We start from the raw sequence: 16,664 nt of genomic DNA on the forward strand, positions 1-16,664 counted from the left end.
GTGTTCCTGGCTAGGGTCAATGACCCTATCTACGTGTCCACTTACATTAGACCAGGACAGGTCATGGGCCGAGTCGCGGCGATAGGCCCGGTGTGGCTTCCAGGCGCCCGACAGGGACGTCTTCACAGAGAAGACCTATGCATCTAACTGACTGGCAGATTCGAATCGCATAAACGCATACAAAAAGACCCAAGCAACGACTCGCTCGGGTCTTTCTTTAATACACAAAGCCAAGACTACTTAACTTCTTCGATGGTCTTCACATCGTCCTTGTTAACTTGCACTCTCTGGCCGTTTTTATCGTACTCGTAAAAACCAGTGTCCTCGTTATATTCAGGCTTGTCAGAAGTCATAACCTGACTGCCATCGCGCTTTTGGATCACTGAGGGCGTTGAGCATCCAGCCAGAACAGCGATTCCGGTAATGGTCGAAGCGAGCATCAGGGTCTTGAATTTCATAAAGCGGTAACTCCGTCAATCTTGAACGAAGCTTCACTTTAGGCCGTAACCCCGCCCATTCCGTGACCGGATGTGGCCAAAATGCATAAGTCTGTAATGACACCGCCCCTGACACGCGGCGTCATAAAACAGCCTGCAACGCCTCTTACACCTTGGCGTGCGCCTCAATGTAGCGTCGCACCAACTGTGCGTCGCAATCCATGACCTCGACTCGCTGGGGCAAGGACTCCAGATCGGCCAGGGCCGCCGGGGGATCGACCCTTTTTCCCAGAGCTGCTTCGATGGTTTCGGAGAATTTTGCGGGCAAGGCAGTTTCAAGGACCAGCATCGGCACGCCCGGTTCCACATGCTCGCGGGCGACTTTCACGCCGTCGGCCGTATGGGGATCAATCAATACGCCGGTTGCTGCATGCGTGGCGCGAATCACGGACAGGCGATCGTCGTGCGTGCTCGTGCCTGCGACGAAACCATACTGCGATTCGAATGCGGGTTTGAGCGAGGACAGATCGAAATGGCCATCGCGTGCGAGATCGGCCCACAGTGCTTTTACGCGTTGCGGATCGCGGCCCACCAGATCGAACACAAAGCGCTCGAAGTTCGATGCGCGCGAGATGTCCATGGAGGGGCTGGAAGTGGCGTAGGTGTGCTCTGCGCCGCGAGGACGGTAGATGCCCGTGCGGAAGAATTCTTCGAGCACGTTGTTTTCATTGGTGGCCAACACCAGACGGCGTACGGGCAAGCCCATGCTGCGCGCGATATGGCCCGACAGGATGTTGCCGAAATTACCCGAGGGCACGGCGAAGGAGACTTGTTGGCCTCGGCCTGTCGTGGCACGCAACCAGCCGTGGAAGTAGTACACGACCTGTGCAGCGATACGCGCCCAGTTGATGGAGTTCACCGCGCCCAGGCGATATTGGTTCTTGAATTGCAGATCGCCGGCCAGTGCCTTGACGATGTCCTGCGCCTCGTCGAACACACCACGCACAGCGATGTTGTGAATGTTTTCGTCTTGCAGCGAGTACATTTGCGCGCGTTGAAACGCGCTCATGCGGCCATGGGGCGACAGCATGAATACCGATACGCCGCGTTTTCCGCGCAAGGCATATTCTGCAGCCGAGCCGGTATCGCCGGAGGTCGCACCCAGGATATTCAATGTCGCGCCGCGTTGCGTCAGGACGTATTCAAAGACTTGGCCGAGGAACTGCATGGCCATGTCTTTGAATGCCAGCGTGGGGCCTTCGGACAAACCCAGCAGTTGCAGACCGCCATCCAGCGGCCGCAAAGGCACGATGTCTGCGCTGCTGAAGACGCCTTCGCGATACGCGGCACGCGTCAGGCGACGCAGGTCGTCGGCGGGAATATCGGTCGCGAACGTCGATAGCACCTCGAAGGCCAGATCGGCGTAGGACAGGCCGCGCCAGGATTCGAGCGTGTCGGCAGAGATCTGCGGCAGCGTTTCAGGAACGGCCAACCCGCCATCGGGCGCGAGGCCCTCCAGCAGGATATCGGTAAACGCTTGCGGCGCCATGCCGCCACGGGTAGAGATGTATTTCATTGCAAGGTCTCCACGCGCAGACGCGTGACGCTGGAACGTACAAACGGCAGTTGTTCGATACTGTGGATGGCTTTATCGACGTTGCCTTCGGTGGCTTGATGCGTCAGGAAAATGATGTCGGCGCCACCGATGTGCGAGGGTTGCTGGATCATCGAGCCGATGGAGATCTCGAGATCTGCCAGGACACGTGCGATATCGGCCAGCACGCCCGGCTGATCGTCGACACGTAAACGCAGGTAATACGAGGTGCTGATCTGATCGATAGGCAGAATGGCCAGATCGGACAGCGCGTCGGGTTGGAATGCCAGGTGCGGAACGCGGTTGCCCGGATCGGCGGTATGCAGACGCGTCACGTCAACGAGATCGGCGACCACCGCAGAGGCGGTGGGCTCCTCACCCGCGCCCTGGCCGTAGTACAGCGTCGGGCCGACGGCGTCGCCACGGACCAGCACGGCGTTCATCGCACCCTCGACATTGGCCAGCAGGCGCTCGGCGGGCACCAATGCCGGATGCACGCGCAGCTCGATGCCATCGGCACGGCGCTTGGTGATGCCCAGCAGCTTGATGCGATAACCCAGGCGCTCGGCGTGGGCGATGTCTTCTTGGGCGAGCTGCGAGATGCCTTCAATGTGTGCTTTGTCGAATTGCACCGGTACGCCAAACGCCAGCGAGGCCAACAAAGTGAGTTTGTGGGCCGCATCGACGCCCTCGACGTCGAAGGTCGGATCGGCCTCGGCATAGCCCAGGCGTTGCGCTTCGGCCAGCACATCGGCAAAAGGCAGGCCACGCGAGCGCATTTCGGACAGGATGAAATTCGTGGTGCCGTTGATGATGCCCGCCACCCATTCGATGCGATTGGCCGTCAGCCCTTCGCGAATGGCCTTGATGATGGGGATACCACCGGCGACAGCGGCCTCGAACGCCACCATCACGCCTTGGGCGGATGCAGCGGCAAAAATCTCGTTGCCATGCTTGGCCAGCAAGGCCTTGTTGGCGGTAACGACATGCTTGCCGTTTGCGATGGCTTCGAGCACCAGTTCGCGCGCGAGTGTGTCGCCGCCGATGAGCTCGACCACGATGTCGACATTGGGGTCTCGCACCAAGGCCTGCACGTCGGTATCCACCGGGATGGCCTCGCCGATACGGCCGCGCGCCTTGGCCACGTCACGTACGGCAATACGGCTGATCTCGATGCGGCGTCCGGCGCGGCGGGCGATTTCTTCGGCGTTGCGGGTAAGCACGCTCCAGGTGCCACCGCCCACGACACCTAAGCCCAACAGGCCAATCTTGATGGGTTTCAGGTCGGCGCCCGGATGAACTGCCCCGGAGGCGGGCTGGGTACTTGCAGCGTTTGTCATTTCCAATTTCCAGAATGCGGTGGCTGGTCTGTGATGCCGGGATCGGCAACAACCAGGTTCATTTCAACAAGCCGTCCTTGCGGAACATTTCTTTGATACCACGCACAGCCTGACGCGTGCGTTGTTCGTTTTCAATCAGGGCAAAGCGCACATACTCATCGCCATATTCGCCAAAACCGATGCCCGGCGATACGGCGACCTTGGCGTCAGACAGCACGCGCTTGGAGAATTCCAGGGAACCCATGGCCCGGTATGGCTCGGGGATCTGCGCCCAGATGTACATGGATGCCTTGGGAATCTCTACGTTCCAGCCGGCCTCGTGCAGGCCGCGCGCCAACACGTCGCGGCGATTGCGGTATTGCTCGACGACCTCGGTGACACAGTCCTGCGGGCCGTCCAGGGCGGCAATAGAGGCCACCTGAATCGGCGTGAACGTGCCGTAGTCGTGATAGCTCTTGATCCGAGCCAGCGCGTTGACCAAGTCACGATTGCCCACCATGTAGCCGATGCGCCAGCCCGCCATGTTGTAGCTTTTGCTCATGGTAAAGAACTCGACCGCGACATCGCGCGCGCCCGGGACCTGCATGATGGACGGCGCGACATAGCCATCAAAGCAGATATCCGCATAGGCCAGGTCGTGCACGACCAGGATGTCGTGCTCCTTGGCCAGCGCCACCACGCGTTCGAAAAACGACAGGTCGACACATTGCGCGGTCGGATTGCTGGGAAACCCGAGAATCATCATCTTGGGCTTTGGAATCGACTCGCGAACCGCGCGCTGGAGTTCTTCGAAGAAATCCACGCCTGGCGTCATGCGCACCGAACGGATATTGGCGCCGGCGATTACCGCGCCATAAATATGGATGGGATAACTGGGATTGGGCACCAGAACGGTATCGCCGCGGTCCAGCGTCGCCAGCATCAGGTGCGCCAGGCCTTCTTTCGAGCCGATGGTGACGATGGCCTCGCTATCCGGGTCGAATTCGACGTCATAGCGGCGCTGATACCAGTCACAGATGGCTTTGCGCAGACGCGGAATGCCCTTGGACACAGAATACCCATGGGTGGTGGGCCGCAGTGTGGCCTCGACCATTTTGTCGACGATGTGTTTGGGCGTGGCGCCATCAGGATTGCCCATGGACATATCGATGATGTCCTCGCCCCGCCGACGGGCGGCCATCTTGAGCTCGCCAGTAATGTTGAACACATACGGGGGCAGACGCTCGATGCGGGAGAACTTCCTCATGGAAACCATTCCTTGATAGGGGGCGGGATGACGCGGATTTGCAGCGCAGCAAAACTTAGTAATCTAGCGCATGCAGGCCCCGTCGGCAAATTGACACGTTCTGTCCCTCTACTCGTAGATACCCGGCAACAAATGGACATGCTGATGCGCTATTATCGGAAGCATCAAGTTGGAGTTTTTATTGAAGCTGCACACCGACCCTGCATCGGCCCTGAATACCGTCACCGCCTACGGTGATGGGTACATTGAAGTCAACCAGGTACGATTTTCCCACGCCGTCGCCTTCGGCCCCGAGGGCACGGTCTCTGAATGGCCTGTTCAGGCCGCTGCGGACATCACCGCGCCCCTTTTGCAACAGGCTGCCGGACTCTCCGAGGCCAAGCGCGACCCGCTGGCCTTTCTGGACGAGCCGGAAACCGGCACGCTCGCCAAGGGCATCGGACCCGAGGTCCTGCTCGTCGGGACAGGAGGCCGGCAACGCATGCTGGGCCAAGACGTCCTGCGCCCGCTATTGGCGGCCGGCATTGGTGTCGAAGTCATGGACACCCAGGCGGCCGCACGCACATACAACATCCTGATGGCAGAGGGCCGACGCGTGGTCGTCGCCCTGCTGCCAACCCAAGGAGATCTCCCCACATGACCACGCTCATCGGCAAATCTGCCCCTCTTTTTACCGCTGAAAGCACCATCGGCCCGATCAGCCTGGAACAATGCCAGGGCCGCGCCGTCGTGCTGTATTTCTACCCCAAGGACAACACCCCGGGCTGCACGACCGAGAGCCAGAATTTCCGCGACCTGCATGCCGAATTCCTCGACGCCAGTACCGTCGTGATCGGCGTCTCGCGCGACTCGCTGAAATCGCACCAGAATTTCCAGGGAAAGTACGAACTGCCCTTTCCTCTCATCGCGGACACCGATGAGACCGTCTGCAACCTATACGGTGTCATCAAGCAGAAGAACATGTACGGTAAACAAGTACGTGGTATCGAACGCAGTACGTTTTTGATCGACGCTTACGGGCGGCTGGTCCAGGAATGGCGCGGGGTCAAGGTGCCCAACCACGCCAACGAAGTCCTGCAAGCTGCCCGCAGTATTGGTTAAGTCTGTCTGAGCATCATCGTCAGGCGCTAGAGCCGGCCCACCAGGAGAACCCCCTATATGCCGCTACCCAAGTTGCCCTCCCGACCCGCAGCTATCCTGACATTCCCCTCGGGCGAAACCGCCCGACCCAAAGCCCGCCCCAGCAAAGCTGCGGGAACGGCACCCTCGGCACGCCCCGAGGCGGTCAACACCCTCCCCGTACAACCCGAATTAGACGGCCTCAAATCGCAGGCCAGCGCACCGGCGACGGTGCCCAGTATTGCCCCTGCGCCTGTGGCGGCCAAAACGCGCGCTCCCCGTGCTGCCAAGCCCACTGCCCCGGCCCGCAAGCCCAAGGCACGAGCCCAGTCCGAGGGGCGCAAGCTGTTCGTGCTGGACACCAACGTCCTGCTGCACGACCCGAGCTCGCTGTTCCGTTTCGAGGAACACGACATTTTCCTGCCCATGATGACGCTCGAAGAGCTCGATCATCAAAAGAAAGGCATGTCCGAGGTCGCGCGTAACGCGCGTCAAGTCAGCCGTTCGCTGGACGCGCTGGTCAATGATGCCGAGCAACTGGACGAAGGACTGGAGCTCAGCGCGCTGGGCAACAAGGACGCCACCGGCCGGTTGATGTTCCAGACCACGGCGATCCACAGCACCCTGCCCTCGGACCTGCCGATGGGCAAGGCAGACAACCAGATCCTGGGCGTCGTGCGCGCACTGCAGGAAAAATTCCCGCAACGCGAGGTGGTGCTGGTGTCCAAGGACATCAACATGCGCCTGAAGGCCCGTGCCCTGGGCATGGCCGCCGAGGACTACTACAACGACCACGTCCTCGAAGACTCGGATCTGATGTACTCGGGCGTGATGCAATTGCCCGAGGATTTCTGGAATCGCCATGGCAAGGACGTCGAGTCCTGGCAACAAGGCGGCACCACGTTTTACCGTATCCATGGCCCGCTGTGTTCGCAGTTCATGGTCAACCAGTTCGTGTATTTCGAAGGCCAGATGCCGCTGTATGCGCAAGTGCGCGAGGTCAGCGGCAAGACCGCGGTCCTGGCCACCCTGCGCGACTATACCCACGGCAAAAACAACGTCTGGGGCATCACCGCACGCAATCGCGAACAGAATTTCGCCATGAACCTGCTCATGAATCCCGACTGTGACTTTGTGTCGCTGCTGGGTCAGGCAGGCACCGGTAAAACGCTGTTGGCGCTGGCCGCCGGGATCACCCAGGTCCTGGAAACCAAGCGTTATACCGAAATCATCATGACCCGCGTGACGGTTCCGGTCGGCGAGGACATCGGCTTTTTGCCAGGTACCGAGGAAGAAAAAATGCTGCCCTGGATGGGCGCATTGGAAGACAACCTCGACGTGCTCAACATGAACGACAGCGAGGGCGGCGCCGACTGGGGCCGTGCCGCGACGATGGATCTGATCCGTTCGCGGATCAAGGTCAAATCGCTGAATTTCATGCGCGGCCGCACGTTCCTGAACAAATATCTGATCATCGACGAGGCCCAGAACCTGACGCCCAAACAGATGAAGACCCTGGTCACCCGGGCCGGCCCCGGCACCAAGGTCGTCTGCCTGGGTAACGTGGCGCAGATCGATACGCCCTATCTGACCGAAGGCAGCTCGGGCCTGACGTTTGTGGTGGACCGGTTCAAGGGTTGGCCGCACGCGGGGCACGTCACGCTGCAACGTGGCGAGCGTTCGCGTCTGGCGGATTACGCGGGCGACGTGCTGTAACGATCAGGGCGTCTGGCGCGCATCGTGAAACAGCCCCCTCTACGTCGGAGGGGGCTGTTCCATTTCATGCCTGTCACACGCGCTGCCAAGCAGGCGTACTATGCACGGAGTGGGCTGCGGATGCCTGCTAGCATCACCTTCAAATTATCGTCTGCCTATCATGTCTGAATTGCTTCCTGTCGGCATTACCATGGGCGATGCCGCCGGCATCGGCCCGGAAATCATTGTGAAAGCCTGCGCACAAGGTTTACGCGCACCGGTGGTCGTCTACGGCGACGCAGGGACGTTGCGCCATGCGGCCGGCCTGCTCGGCGCCAGGATGGAAGTCGTGGACATTGCAAACGCCAGCCTGGCCAGCGGGACGCCGGGACGTATCGAAGTCATTCCCTGTAGCGCTCCCCTGCCGGCGGACTTACCCATCGGAAAAACCAGCGCGGCCGCTGGGCAGGCCGCCTACGACTATCTGTGCGCGGCCATCGATGATGCGCAGGCAGGCCTGATCCGTGCCATCGTCACCGCGCCATTGAGCAAGCATTCCATGCATCTGGCAGGAATTGACCAGCCTGGTCATACAGAAATATTGGCGGAGCGATCAAACACCACCGATTTCGCCATGATGCTGGCCAATGATGAGCTGCGGGTGCTACTCGTGACCATCCATATGGCGTTGGCGGACGTCCCAAAAGCCGTCACACCGCAAGCGGAGATTCGCGCCATTCGCCTGGCCGATCTGGCTTGCCGGCAAATGGGCATTGCGCGCCCCCGCATCGCGGTCGCCGGGTTGAATCCTCATGCAGGTGAAGACGGGAAATTCGGTCGCGAGGACCTGGATGTGATCGCGCCGGCGATCAGCCAAGCCCGTGCCGAAGGATTGGAGGTTTCCGGTCCGTGGCCCGGCGACACGATATTCATGCGTGCGCGGCGTGGCGAATTTGATATTGTCGTCGCGCAATATCATGACCAGGGATTGATTCCGGTGAAGTATCTGGGCGTGGATCAGGGCGTCAATGTAACGGTGGGATTGCCTTTCGTACGCACCAGCGTCGACCACGGCACGGCCTTTGATATTGCCGGCAAAGGCATCGCGGATCATGCCTCCCTCGTCGCGGCGTTTGACCTGGCGTTAGCCATGACGCCGTAGCTGTTGCCTGCTCACTCGGCCTACTTACTTTTCCTGATCTCGGATGCCAATCGGGTACGCGCCAATCTGCCCGCTGCGGCGCGATTCGATCCCTGCCAGTATTCCGCGTCGACGTTCTGTATGCGAGTCGCTGTGCTGAGCATGTGATGAAAGGCCGCGGTCCTGGCCGCCTCGATATCGCGCCGCTCGATGGCGGCACGTATTGCCTCGTGTTCGTTACGCACCTGATTAGCCAATTGTTCCTGGCGCGCTTCGTTGCCACGCGTCACGCGAATAGCGTCTTTCAGCGCGCGGGTCAGCATCCCCAACAGTTCCGGATAATGCGGGTTGCCGGTCGCTTGCGCGATCGCAATATGAAACGCCAGATCCTCTTCCACCCCATCGCCGTTTTTGGCGACAGCGTGATCGATTTCCGCCAATGCCTGATTGATGCGCGCCATGTCCTGCGCCGTGCGCCGCTCGGCGGCTAATGCAGCCATTTCTGCCTCCAGACCGCGACGCAGCTCGATGATGCGCAGCACCCCACGAGCGGGATCTTCGTCCGGCGTACCCAGCCGAAACACATCGCTGGACGCTGGATCCAGCACGACCGTGCCGCTGCCCTGACGCGTGTCCACCAAGCCCGCGGACTTCAGGCGCGAGATCGCCTCCCGGATCACGGTGCGGCTCACGCCATACTGCTCCATCATGAATTTTTCCGTAGGCAGCCGAGCATTGACGGGATACGCGCCACGCCGGATTTCCTGCGCCAGCATATCCGTCAGTTGATCGGATAGCGTTCTTTCATGAGTCGGTTTTTTTTCTGGCATGGCTGGGGTAACGGATTCCCTCTTGACAAATTTGTCGTACAAATTGATAGTACCAAAAAATAGACGAAGGAGGCATTGCAGGCAATGGCAGTCACTACGATCAAACCCAAGGCATATCTGTGCCGCCGTTTTCCTAAAGCGGTCGAAGCCGCTTTGCATGAGCGCTATCAGTTGCACGTCAATGCGGACGACAGCATTCTGCAGCCCGAGCAGATCGCGCAATCGGCACAAGGCGCCGAGATCCTGTTTGCCAGCGCCACCGAGCAAATCAACGCCGAGGTGCTGCGCCAGCTGGCCCCTACCCTACGCTACGTCGCCACGCTGTCCGTCGGGTACAACCACATCGACATGGCCACGGCGCAGGCACTGGGAATTGGCGTCTTGCATACGCCCGACGTGTTGAGCGACGCTTGCGCAGAGATCGCCATGATGTTGATGCTCAATGCCTGCCGCCGCGGATATGAAGCAGACCGCATGGTCCGTACCGACAGCTGGCCCGGATGGAGCCCCACCCAACTATTAGGCCTGGGTTTGAAAGGCAGGCGAGTGCTGATTTTCGGCATGGGCCGCATCGGCAGGGAAATCGCCACCCGGGCGCGCGCCTTTGGCATGGAAATCCACTACCACAATCGCCGCCCGCTAGCCGACGATCTGGCACAGGGCGCGATCTACCATGCGGACTTCGATGACGGGCTGCGCAATGCCGACGTATTGATCGTTGCCGCACCGGGCTCGCCTGAACTGAAAGGCGTCATCAATGCCGAGCGCCTCGCACAACTGCCCCAAAACGCCGTCGTGATCAACATTTCACGCGGCGAACTGGTGGACGACGACGCCCTGATCCAGGCCTTGTCCTCAGGCAAGCTTTTTGCTGCAGGTCTGGACGTCTTCGCCAACGAACCGAATATCGATCCGCGATACCGTGAATTGGACAACGTGTTTCTGTCCCCGCATATCGGCAGCGCCACTCACGAAACCCGTGACGCCATGGGATGGCTGCTGATCAATGGCTTGGATGCCCTGTACCAAGGCACGATCCCCGACAACTTGCTCAGCCCACGCTGAGATACCCTTTTTTCATGAGGTTTTCCGATGAATTTGCAACGACCCTCTCTATTTCGCCAACAATGCTACGTCGGAGGAAAATGGATCGACGCCTCCGGCGGCAAGACCATTGACGTTACCAACCCCGCCGATGGATCCGTCCTCGGCACCGTCCCCTCGCTGACGCAGCAAGACGTACGCCAAGCAGTCGAGGCGGCAAACAAGGCACTGCCCGCGTGGCGATCCATGGCTGCCAAGCAACGTTCACAGCTGATCCGCCGCTGGTTCGACCTGTGCATGGCGAACCAGGAAGACCTGGCCAAGCTGCTGACCCTGGAACAAGGCAAACCGCTGAAAGAATCGCGTGGCGAGATTGCCTATGGTTCGTCGTTCCTGGAATGGTTCGCAGAAGAAGCCAAGCGCATTTATGGCGACATCATTCCTGCCGCCTCATCCGATCGCCGTATCGTCGTGATCAAACAGCCTGTCGGGGTCGTCGCTGCCATTACGCCGTGGAACTTCCCCAATGCGATGATCACGCGCAAAGCCGGTGCGGCGCTGGCCGCCGGTTGCACTATCGTCATCAAACCAGCCACGGCAACGCCCTATTCCGCCTTGGCCCTGGCCGAATTGGCAGAAGAAGCAGGCATTCCCGCAGGCGTGCTGAACGTCGTGACGGGCAACTCGGGCACCGTCGGTGGTGAACTCACCGGCAACCCATTGGTGCGCAAACTATCCTTTACCGGATCGACCAGCGTCGGAAAACTGCTGATGGAGCAATGCGCCGGCACCGTCAAAAAGGTCTCGATGGAACTGGGCGGCAATGCGCCATTCATCGTGTTCGATGACGCCGATCTGGACTTGGCCGTGGCCGGCGCCATGGCCTCCAAATTCCGTAACGCTGGCCAGACCTGCGTCTGCGCCAACCGTATTTTCGTGCAGGACGGCATTTACGATGCCTTCGCCGAACGCCTGAAACAGGCCGTGCTGGCGCTGAAAGTCGGTGACGGCCTGCAAGACAACATCGACCTGGGCCCGCTGATCGATCAGGCCGCTATCGAAAAGGTGCAAGAACACGTGGACGACGCCATCGCGGGCGGCGCCACCGCAATGACCGGCGGCCGCGCTCATGCGTTGGGCGGCCTGTTTTATGAGCCATCGATTCTGTTGAACGTCTCGCGAGATGCCAAGCTCATGCAGGAAGAAACCTTTGGTCCGGTTGCGCCGCTCATCCGATTCAGCACGGAACAAGAAGTCATCGACCTCGCCAACGACACGCCGTTTGGTTTGGCCTCTTATTTCTATACGTCGGACTATAGCCGCGCATGGCGCGTCTCCGAGGCCCTCGAAACCGGCATCGTGGGTTTGAACGAAGGCATCATCTCGACCGAGCTGGCCCCGTTTGGCGGCATCAAGGAATCCGGCGTCGGGCGCGAAGGCTCCAAATACGGCGTCGATGATTATGTCGAAATCAAATACATCTGCGCGGGCGGCCTGGGCAAGGCCTGAGCACTGCTCCGACACCTGAGCAAAACTCGACTCACCCTGCGGATACCACCCGCATACCACTCAAACCCGACGAGGTACGCAGCCTGATGGCTGCGCCTCGTTCCTCCCCGGCATCCAAGCCGGAGGTTCCCGGAGCAATGAATGACATCCACTAAACCGCATATCGGCCTGATAGGCGCCGGCCTGATGGGATCGGGCATCGCCGCCAGCCTGCTGCGCAACGGTTTCCCGCTGACGATCCTCGACCATCCGGGCAATCAGCCGCTGGACAAACTGCTCGCGGCCGGCGCCAAGACACTCCCGAAGGCGTCAGCACTGGCCGCCGAGGCCGATATCCTGATCATTTGCGTGACGGGCTCGCCCCAGGTAGAGGCCGTGTTGTTTGACGCAGACGGCGCGCTAAAGGGCCTGCGTCCGGGCAGCACGGTGATCGATTGCTCGACTGCGATCCCGTCTTCCACACGCAAAATCGCGCAAGCGGTCCAGGAGGCGGGCTGCGCCTTCCTGGATGCCCCGATGACGCGCACGCCCAAGGAAGCAGCAGAGGGCCGGCTGAACTTGATCGTAGGCGGCGATAAAAACGTCTTTGAAAAATGCCTGCCCGTGCTGCAGAGCTACGCCGAAAACATCGCCTACGCGGGCGGCGTGGGCAGCGGCCATCAGATGAAATTGCTGCACAACTACGTGTCGCTCGGCTTCTCCGCCGTCTTGGCCGAGGCCGCCGCGTGCGCGCGTCAGGCTGGAACCGATCCGAAAGTGTTCTGCGACATCCTGGCCGCTGGCGGCGGTGGCGGCGTGGTGCTCAATCGACTGCGCCCGTACATCGAGTCGGAAGACTCATCGGGTTTCGTGTTCTCTATTTCCAACGCGCTGAAGGACATGGGCTACTACTGCACCATGGCTGAAGAACAGGATTCGCATAATGCCCTGGCCAGCGGTGTGAAGCAGCTGTACGAGCAGGCCGCGGAGACGGGCCTGAGCCAATCCCCCGTGCCGACGCTCGTCAGCTATCTGGCGACCTCGCCGGCAGGCACGGCGAAATAGTCGCGACGTTCAACCGCAGTACCCGACAGGTCTGATTGACGTACCCCTGGCTCAAGGCACTATCAAGCCTCCAGCCAGGGATACCTCGATCATGCCGTCAACAATCAAAACGACATCAACGAGGAGACAATATGAAAATTACCCGCATTACTGCCATCCCCATTTCCTATCGCTTGCCAGAAGGCAAAACGGTGACGATGGGCGTAGGCAGCACCTTGAAACGCGACGCCATCATCGTGCGCGTCGAAACGTCCGAAGGCATCACGGGATACGGCGAATCGCATCCGGGACGCAGCCCCAGCGCGATCGTCAGCCACATCCACAACACCTTGTCGCCCTTGCTGGTCGGCATGCCGGCCACCGACGTCGTCGGTGCATGGCAACGCATACACCGCATGCAGTTCTCGAGCCACGGCCTGGGTGCAGGCGCGGCACTGGCACTGTCCGGTATCGACATGGCCCTGTGGGACATTCGCGGCAAGGCGGCCAACATGCCTCTGTACGAACTGCTCGGCGGCTCGCGTAAACGCTTGCCCGCGTATGCCGGCGGGATCGCATTGGGCTATCAAGCCCCGGAAACGCTGGCAGAAGAAGCGCTGTCATACATCGAACAGGGCTATCGTGCGGTCAAACTGCGCATCGGCGATACCGTGAAAGACGACATAGCCCGTTGTGTGCACGTCAGGAAAATGGTTGGAGACGAGATCGATATCCTGACCGACGCGAACACCGCCTACACCATTGCCCAGGCGCGCCGCGTATTACCGGCCTTGGCCGACATTCAAGCAGGCTGGCTGGAAGAACCCTTTGCCTGCAACGATTTTGCGTCTTATCGCGAAGCCGCCAAGATCACGCCGCTGGTCCCGTTGGCAGCAGGAGAAAACCATTTCATGCGGTTCGAGTTCGCCCAGATGCTGGAGGCAGGTGCGGTACAAGTGTGGCAACCGGACCTGTCCAAGACGGGCGGTATTACCGAATCGGTGCGGATCGCCGCGATGGCATCGGCCTTCCGTATCCCCATCAACGCGCATAGTTCGGCAACAGGGTTGAACCATGCCGCGACCTTGCACTTTCTCGCGGCGACCGAAAACGCGGGATATTTCGAGGCCTGCGTCTCTCACTTCAATCCGTTCCGGGACATGTTCGGGCCAACGTTCACCATCGGCAAAGACGGCTGCGTCGAGCCGCCTACGGGTCCGGGCCTGGGCGTAGAAGTCGATGAATCCCTGTTCGACAAGTTCCCCATGGTTGATGGCCCCGGCTACGTAGTGAAGTTCTGAATCAGCAACACCGGACGGGCATATCGCCCGTCCATTGCAGCACCAAGACACAGCCATGCCAGTCCGCACGACTGACTGTGCTGAATGACGATCGATCCACAACAACATCAACGGAGACAGATCGCCGAAGCGCTGCATAGCAGTTAGATGCGAAGGCAAATACAGGCTGGATCTGACGCTGCACCCCTTATCCCGCCCTGCCTTCCTCACACCGCTATGCCAGTCCCAAAGGCGGTCAGATAACACATCATGACGATTGGAAAACTGAGTGTAGTGCTGGGCAGCCTGAGCCTGGTTATCGCCGCGGCTGCCGCGCCGGCGGCCAAAGCCGCATCCCCTTATCCCAACCAACCCGTACGCATTGTCGTCCCCTATACGCCAGGTGGATTCAACGACACGCTTGCCCGGACTGCGAGCGAGTATCTGACCAAGACCTGGAAACAGTCTGTCATCGTCGAAAATAAACCCGGCGGAAACACCTTGATTGGCAATACGTTCGTCGCGGAATCCAAACCCGATGGCTATACGCTATTGATCACGCCGTTGCCGTTCTCGGCCCTGCCCGGACTGTATCGAGACAAGATGAAGTACAACGCGCTCAAGGATTTTGAACCCATCATCTGGGCGGGCAGCACACAGAACATCCTGACGGTACGCGCCGACTCCCCCTTCAAAGACGTCAAATCGCTCATCGCATACGCCAAGGCCAATCCCGGCAAACTCAATTATGGATCGACCGGCTCAGGTTCATCGAACCATCTCTCCATGGAGCTCTTTCTGGAACTGACCGGCACCAAGATGTCGCACATTCCGTATAAAGGCAGCGCACCAGCCGTGACGGCATTACTGGCCGGAGACATCGACGTATTATTTGATAACCTGCCGAACGTTTATCCCAACATCACGGCAGGCAAATTGACCGCGCTGGCGGCGACCGGTGCCAAGCGCCCAGCATTGCTGCCCAACATTCCCACGGTTGTCGAAGCAGGCGTTCCTGGGTATGAAGTCAATGTCTGGTTCGGCATGCAGGCACCGGCCGGCACCCCCACCGACATCGTGCAGAAAATCAACGCCGACATGGTGAAGATGTTGCATGAAAAAGATGTCGTCGACCGATTCGGCAAGCAAGGCGTTGAAATTGTCGCGAGCACGCCCGCGGAATTCAAGACACTGGTCAACGACGAGGTCAAGAAATGGACCGGTGTCATTGATCGCGCGGGAATCAAAATCGAATAATCCGCCCAGACATTCACCCTACAAATAGCTGAATATCGCACCAGACGTGGCGGTCTACAATAACCGCCTTTGACCGCCACGTCGGCGATCGTTTCGCAGCTACTCCCATGTCCCGCTACACCCGATTCCTGCCCGACCGTTTTACCCTTCTTCTTGTTACCACTGTCATTCTCGCCAGCCTGTTTCCCGCCCATGGGCAGGGTTTGGTTGCCTTTGACTGGATCACCAATCTAGGCATTGCACTGCTGTTTTTCCTGCATGGCGCGCGTCTGTCACGCGAAGCCATCATTGCCGGCGTCATGCATTGGCGCCTGCATCTGACCGTATTCTCGGCGACGTTCATCATGTTCCCCATCCTGGGGGTGGCGCTCAAACCGCTGCTGCAGCCATTAGTCACGCCAGAGCTCTACACCGGCATCCTGTTCCTGTGCTGCTTGCCGGCGACGGTACAGTCCGCGATCGCGTTCACGTCCATGGCGCGGGGCAATGTACCCGCAGCCGTCTGCAGCGCATCGGCATCGAGCCTGCTGGGTATTTTCTTGACGCCGCTATTGGCGGGCACGGTAGTGGTGGCCAGCGCCAGCGCGCCGATTTCTTTTGATGCCGTGGGCCAGATCATGCTGCAGCTATTGCTGCCGTTCATCCTGGGTCAAATCATGCGCCGCTGGATCGGTGCATGGGTCTACAAACGCAAGGCAGTACTGAAGTTCGTGGACCAAGGGTCGATTTTGCTGGTGGTATATACGGCCTTTTCAGAAGCGGTCAACGAAGGACTCTGGCATAACACGCCCGTGCCTGCCTTGGTGGGCCTGGTGTTTTCCTGCGCCGTATTGCTGGCCTTGGCGCTGCTGGGATGTGTGATTCTGGGCAAAATCTTCAAATTCAATATCGAAGACCGCATCACGCTGTTGTTCGGTGGCTCAAAGAAAAGCCTGGCTAGCGGAATTCCCATGGCGCAAGTGATTTTTGCAGGGCAAGCCGTAGGAGCTATTGTGCTGCCGTTGATGTTATTTCATCAGATTCAACTGATGGTTTGCGCGATGTTGGCCTCCAGGTTTGCCAAGCGGCCGCATTGATGGGCTTGCAACCAAGCAGATCTTCCACTCAGGCACCACGCCACCCCTTCCGCATGCCCGGACCGATCNNNNG

General features: G+C 59.7%; 15 protein-coding genes. 10 read left to right on the top strand and 5 right to left on the bottom strand.

What is annotated here, in order from left to right; genetic code table 11:
* Nucleotides 1-236 precede the first annotated feature (236 nt).
* From ACNA0J_RS28970 to alaC, 4 genes are all read right to left on the bottom strand, one after another.
* The gene (locus ACNA0J_RS28970) at nt 237-458 is read right to left on the bottom strand and encodes a YgdI/YgdR family lipoprotein (RefSeq protein WP_094821814.1); all 222 of its coding nucleotides are present in this window, start codon (nt 456-458) and stop codon (nt 237-239) included.
* Between the two features lie 145 nt (nt 459-603).
* Nucleotides 604-2,013, bottom strand: coding sequence for a threonine synthase (thrC, locus tag ACNA0J_RS28975; protein ID WP_415822458.1), 1,410 nt, complete (start codon nt 2,011-2,013; stop codon nt 604-606).
* Nucleotides 2,010-3,314: a homoserine dehydrogenase gene (locus tag ACNA0J_RS28980; protein WP_415822473.1), complete on the bottom strand. Its 1,305-nt coding sequence runs from the start codon at nt 3,312-3,314 to the stop codon at nt 2,010-2,012. The genes thrC and ACNA0J_RS28980 overlap by 4 nt, the downstream gene beginning before the upstream one ends.
* Before the next feature lie 115 nt (nt 3,315-3,429).
* Nucleotides 3,430-4,617 (bottom strand): alanine transaminase, encoded by a 1,188-nt coding sequence (gene alaC / locus ACNA0J_RS28985; protein WP_415822459.1) that lies wholly within the window; start codon nt 4,615-4,617, stop codon nt 3,430-3,432.
* 181 nt (nt 4,618-4,798) lie between these two features.
* On the opposite strand from alaC, the gene ACNA0J_RS28990 reads away from it, so the two are divergent.
* The 4 genes from ACNA0J_RS28990 to pdxA all read left to right on the top strand — a co-directional run bounded on the left by ACNA0J_RS28990 (nt 4,799) and on the right by pdxA (nt 8,593).
* On the top strand, nt 4,799-5,257 hold the full coding sequence (locus ACNA0J_RS28990; RefSeq protein WP_415822460.1) for an Mth938-like domain-containing protein: 459 nt from the start codon (nt 4,799-4,801) through the stop codon (nt 5,255-5,257).
* A complete protein-coding gene (locus ACNA0J_RS28995; RefSeq protein WP_415822461.1) occupies nt 5,254-5,718 on the top strand; it encodes a peroxiredoxin in 465 nt (154 codons plus the stop codon). Before ACNA0J_RS28990 ends, ACNA0J_RS28995 begins: the two co-directional genes overlap by 4 nt.
* A 57-nt stretch (nt 5,719-5,775) precedes the next feature.
* Nucleotides 5,776-7,452, top strand: a complete 1,677-nt coding sequence (locus tag ACNA0J_RS29000; protein ID WP_415822462.1) for a PhoH family protein — start codon at nt 5,776-5,778, stop codon at nt 7,450-7,452.
* Nucleotides 7,453-7,612: 160 nt separating this feature from the next.
* On the top strand, nt 7,613-8,593 hold the full coding sequence (gene pdxA / locus ACNA0J_RS29005) for a 4-hydroxythreonine-4-phosphate dehydrogenase PdxA (RefSeq protein WP_415822463.1): 981 nt from the start codon (nt 7,613-7,615) through the stop codon (nt 8,591-8,593).
* Nucleotides 8,594-8,613: 20 nt separating this feature from the next.
* Here pdxA and ACNA0J_RS29010 read toward each other — a convergent pair whose 3' ends face one another.
* Nucleotides 8,614-9,402 carry a FadR/GntR family transcriptional regulator gene (locus ACNA0J_RS29010; RefSeq protein WP_415822464.1) on the bottom strand — a complete coding sequence of 263 codons (789 nt, stop codon included), beginning with the start codon at nt 9,400-9,402 and terminating at the stop codon, nt 8,614-8,616.
* Between the two features lie 84 nt (nt 9,403-9,486).
* Here ACNA0J_RS29010 and ACNA0J_RS29015 point away from each other — a divergent pair, with 84 nt between their 5' ends.
* From ACNA0J_RS29015 to ACNA0J_RS29040, 6 genes are all read left to right on the top strand, one after another.
* Nucleotides 9,487-10,467 carry a 2-hydroxyacid dehydrogenase gene (locus ACNA0J_RS29015; protein WP_415822465.1) on the top strand — a complete coding sequence of 327 codons (981 nt, stop codon included), beginning with the start codon at nt 9,487-9,489 and terminating at the stop codon, nt 10,465-10,467.
* 27 nt (nt 10,468-10,494) lie between these two features.
* Nucleotides 10,495-11,955, top strand: coding sequence for an NAD-dependent succinate-semialdehyde dehydrogenase (locus tag ACNA0J_RS29020; RefSeq protein ID WP_415822467.1), 1,461 nt, complete (start codon nt 10,495-10,497; stop codon nt 11,953-11,955).
* 141 nt (nt 11,956-12,096) lie between these two features.
* Complete coding sequence (locus tag ACNA0J_RS29025; protein ID WP_415822468.1) at nt 12,097-12,999, top strand: NAD(P)-dependent oxidoreductase; 903 nt, start codon at nt 12,097-12,099, stop codon at nt 12,997-12,999.
* A 131-nt stretch (nt 13,000-13,130) separates the two neighbouring features.
* Nucleotides 13,131-14,279 carry a mandelate racemase/muconate lactonizing enzyme family protein gene (locus tag ACNA0J_RS29030; protein WP_415822470.1) on the top strand — a complete coding sequence of 383 codons (1,149 nt, stop codon included), beginning with the start codon at nt 13,131-13,133 and terminating at the stop codon, nt 14,277-14,279.
* 249 nt (nt 14,280-14,528) lie between these two features.
* Nucleotides 14,529-15,515: a tripartite tricarboxylate transporter substrate binding protein gene (locus ACNA0J_RS29035; protein WP_415822471.1), complete on the top strand. Its 987-nt coding sequence runs from the start codon at nt 14,529-14,531 to the stop codon at nt 15,513-15,515.
* A 107-nt stretch (nt 15,516-15,622) separates the two neighbouring features.
* Nucleotides 15,623-16,591, top strand: a complete 969-nt coding sequence (locus tag ACNA0J_RS29040; protein WP_415822472.1) for a bile acid:sodium symporter family protein — start codon at nt 15,623-15,625, stop codon at nt 16,589-16,591.
* The last annotated feature ends 73 nt before the right edge of the window (nt 16,592-16,664 follow it).

Origin of the sequence: Bordetella tumbae (assembly GCF_965139195.1) — a bacterium.
Taxonomy (GTDB): domain Bacteria; phylum Pseudomonadota; class Gammaproteobacteria; order Burkholderiales; family Burkholderiaceae_B; genus Bordetella_A; species Bordetella_A tumbae.

Coding starts and splice junctions, on each gene's coding strand:
- ACNA0J_RS28970 (WP_094821814.1), bottom strand. CDS start 458: ATGAAATTCAAGACCCTGATGCTCGCTTCGACCATTACCGGAATCGCT.
- thrC (WP_415822458.1), bottom strand. CDS start 2,013: ATGAAATACATCTCTACCCGTGGCGGCATGGCGCCGCAAGCGTTTACC.
- alaC (WP_415822459.1), bottom strand. CDS start 4,617: ATGAGGAAGTTCTCCCGCATCGAGCGTCTGCCCCCGTATGTGTTCAAC.
- ACNA0J_RS28995 (WP_415822461.1), top strand. CDS start 5,254: ATGACCACGCTCATCGGCAAATCTGCCCCTCTTTTTACCGCTGAAAGC.
- ACNA0J_RS29000 (WP_415822462.1), top strand. CDS start 5,776: ATGCCGCTACCCAAGTTGCCCTCCCGACCCGCAGCTATCCTGACATTC.
- pdxA (WP_415822463.1), top strand. CDS start 7,613: ATGTCTGAATTGCTTCCTGTCGGCATTACCATGGGCGATGCCGCCGGC.
- ACNA0J_RS29010 (WP_415822464.1), bottom strand. CDS start 9,402: ATGCCAGAAAAAAAACCGACTCATGAAAGAACGCTATCCGATCAACTG.
- ACNA0J_RS29015 (WP_415822465.1), top strand. CDS start 9,487: ATGGCAGTCACTACGATCAAACCCAAGGCATATCTGTGCCGCCGTTTT.
- ACNA0J_RS29020 (WP_415822467.1), top strand. CDS start 10,495: ATGAATTTGCAACGACCCTCTCTATTTCGCCAACAATGCTACGTCGGA.
- ACNA0J_RS29025 (WP_415822468.1), top strand. CDS start 12,097: ATGACATCCACTAAACCGCATATCGGCCTGATAGGCGCCGGCCTGATG.
- ACNA0J_RS29030 (WP_415822470.1), top strand. CDS start 13,131: ATGAAAATTACCCGCATTACTGCCATCCCCATTTCCTATCGCTTGCCA.
- ACNA0J_RS29035 (WP_415822471.1), top strand. CDS start 14,529: ATGACGATTGGAAAACTGAGTGTAGTGCTGGGCAGCCTGAGCCTGGTT.
- ACNA0J_RS29040 (WP_415822472.1), top strand. CDS start 15,623: ATGTCCCGCTACACCCGATTCCTGCCCGACCGTTTTACCCTTCTTCTT.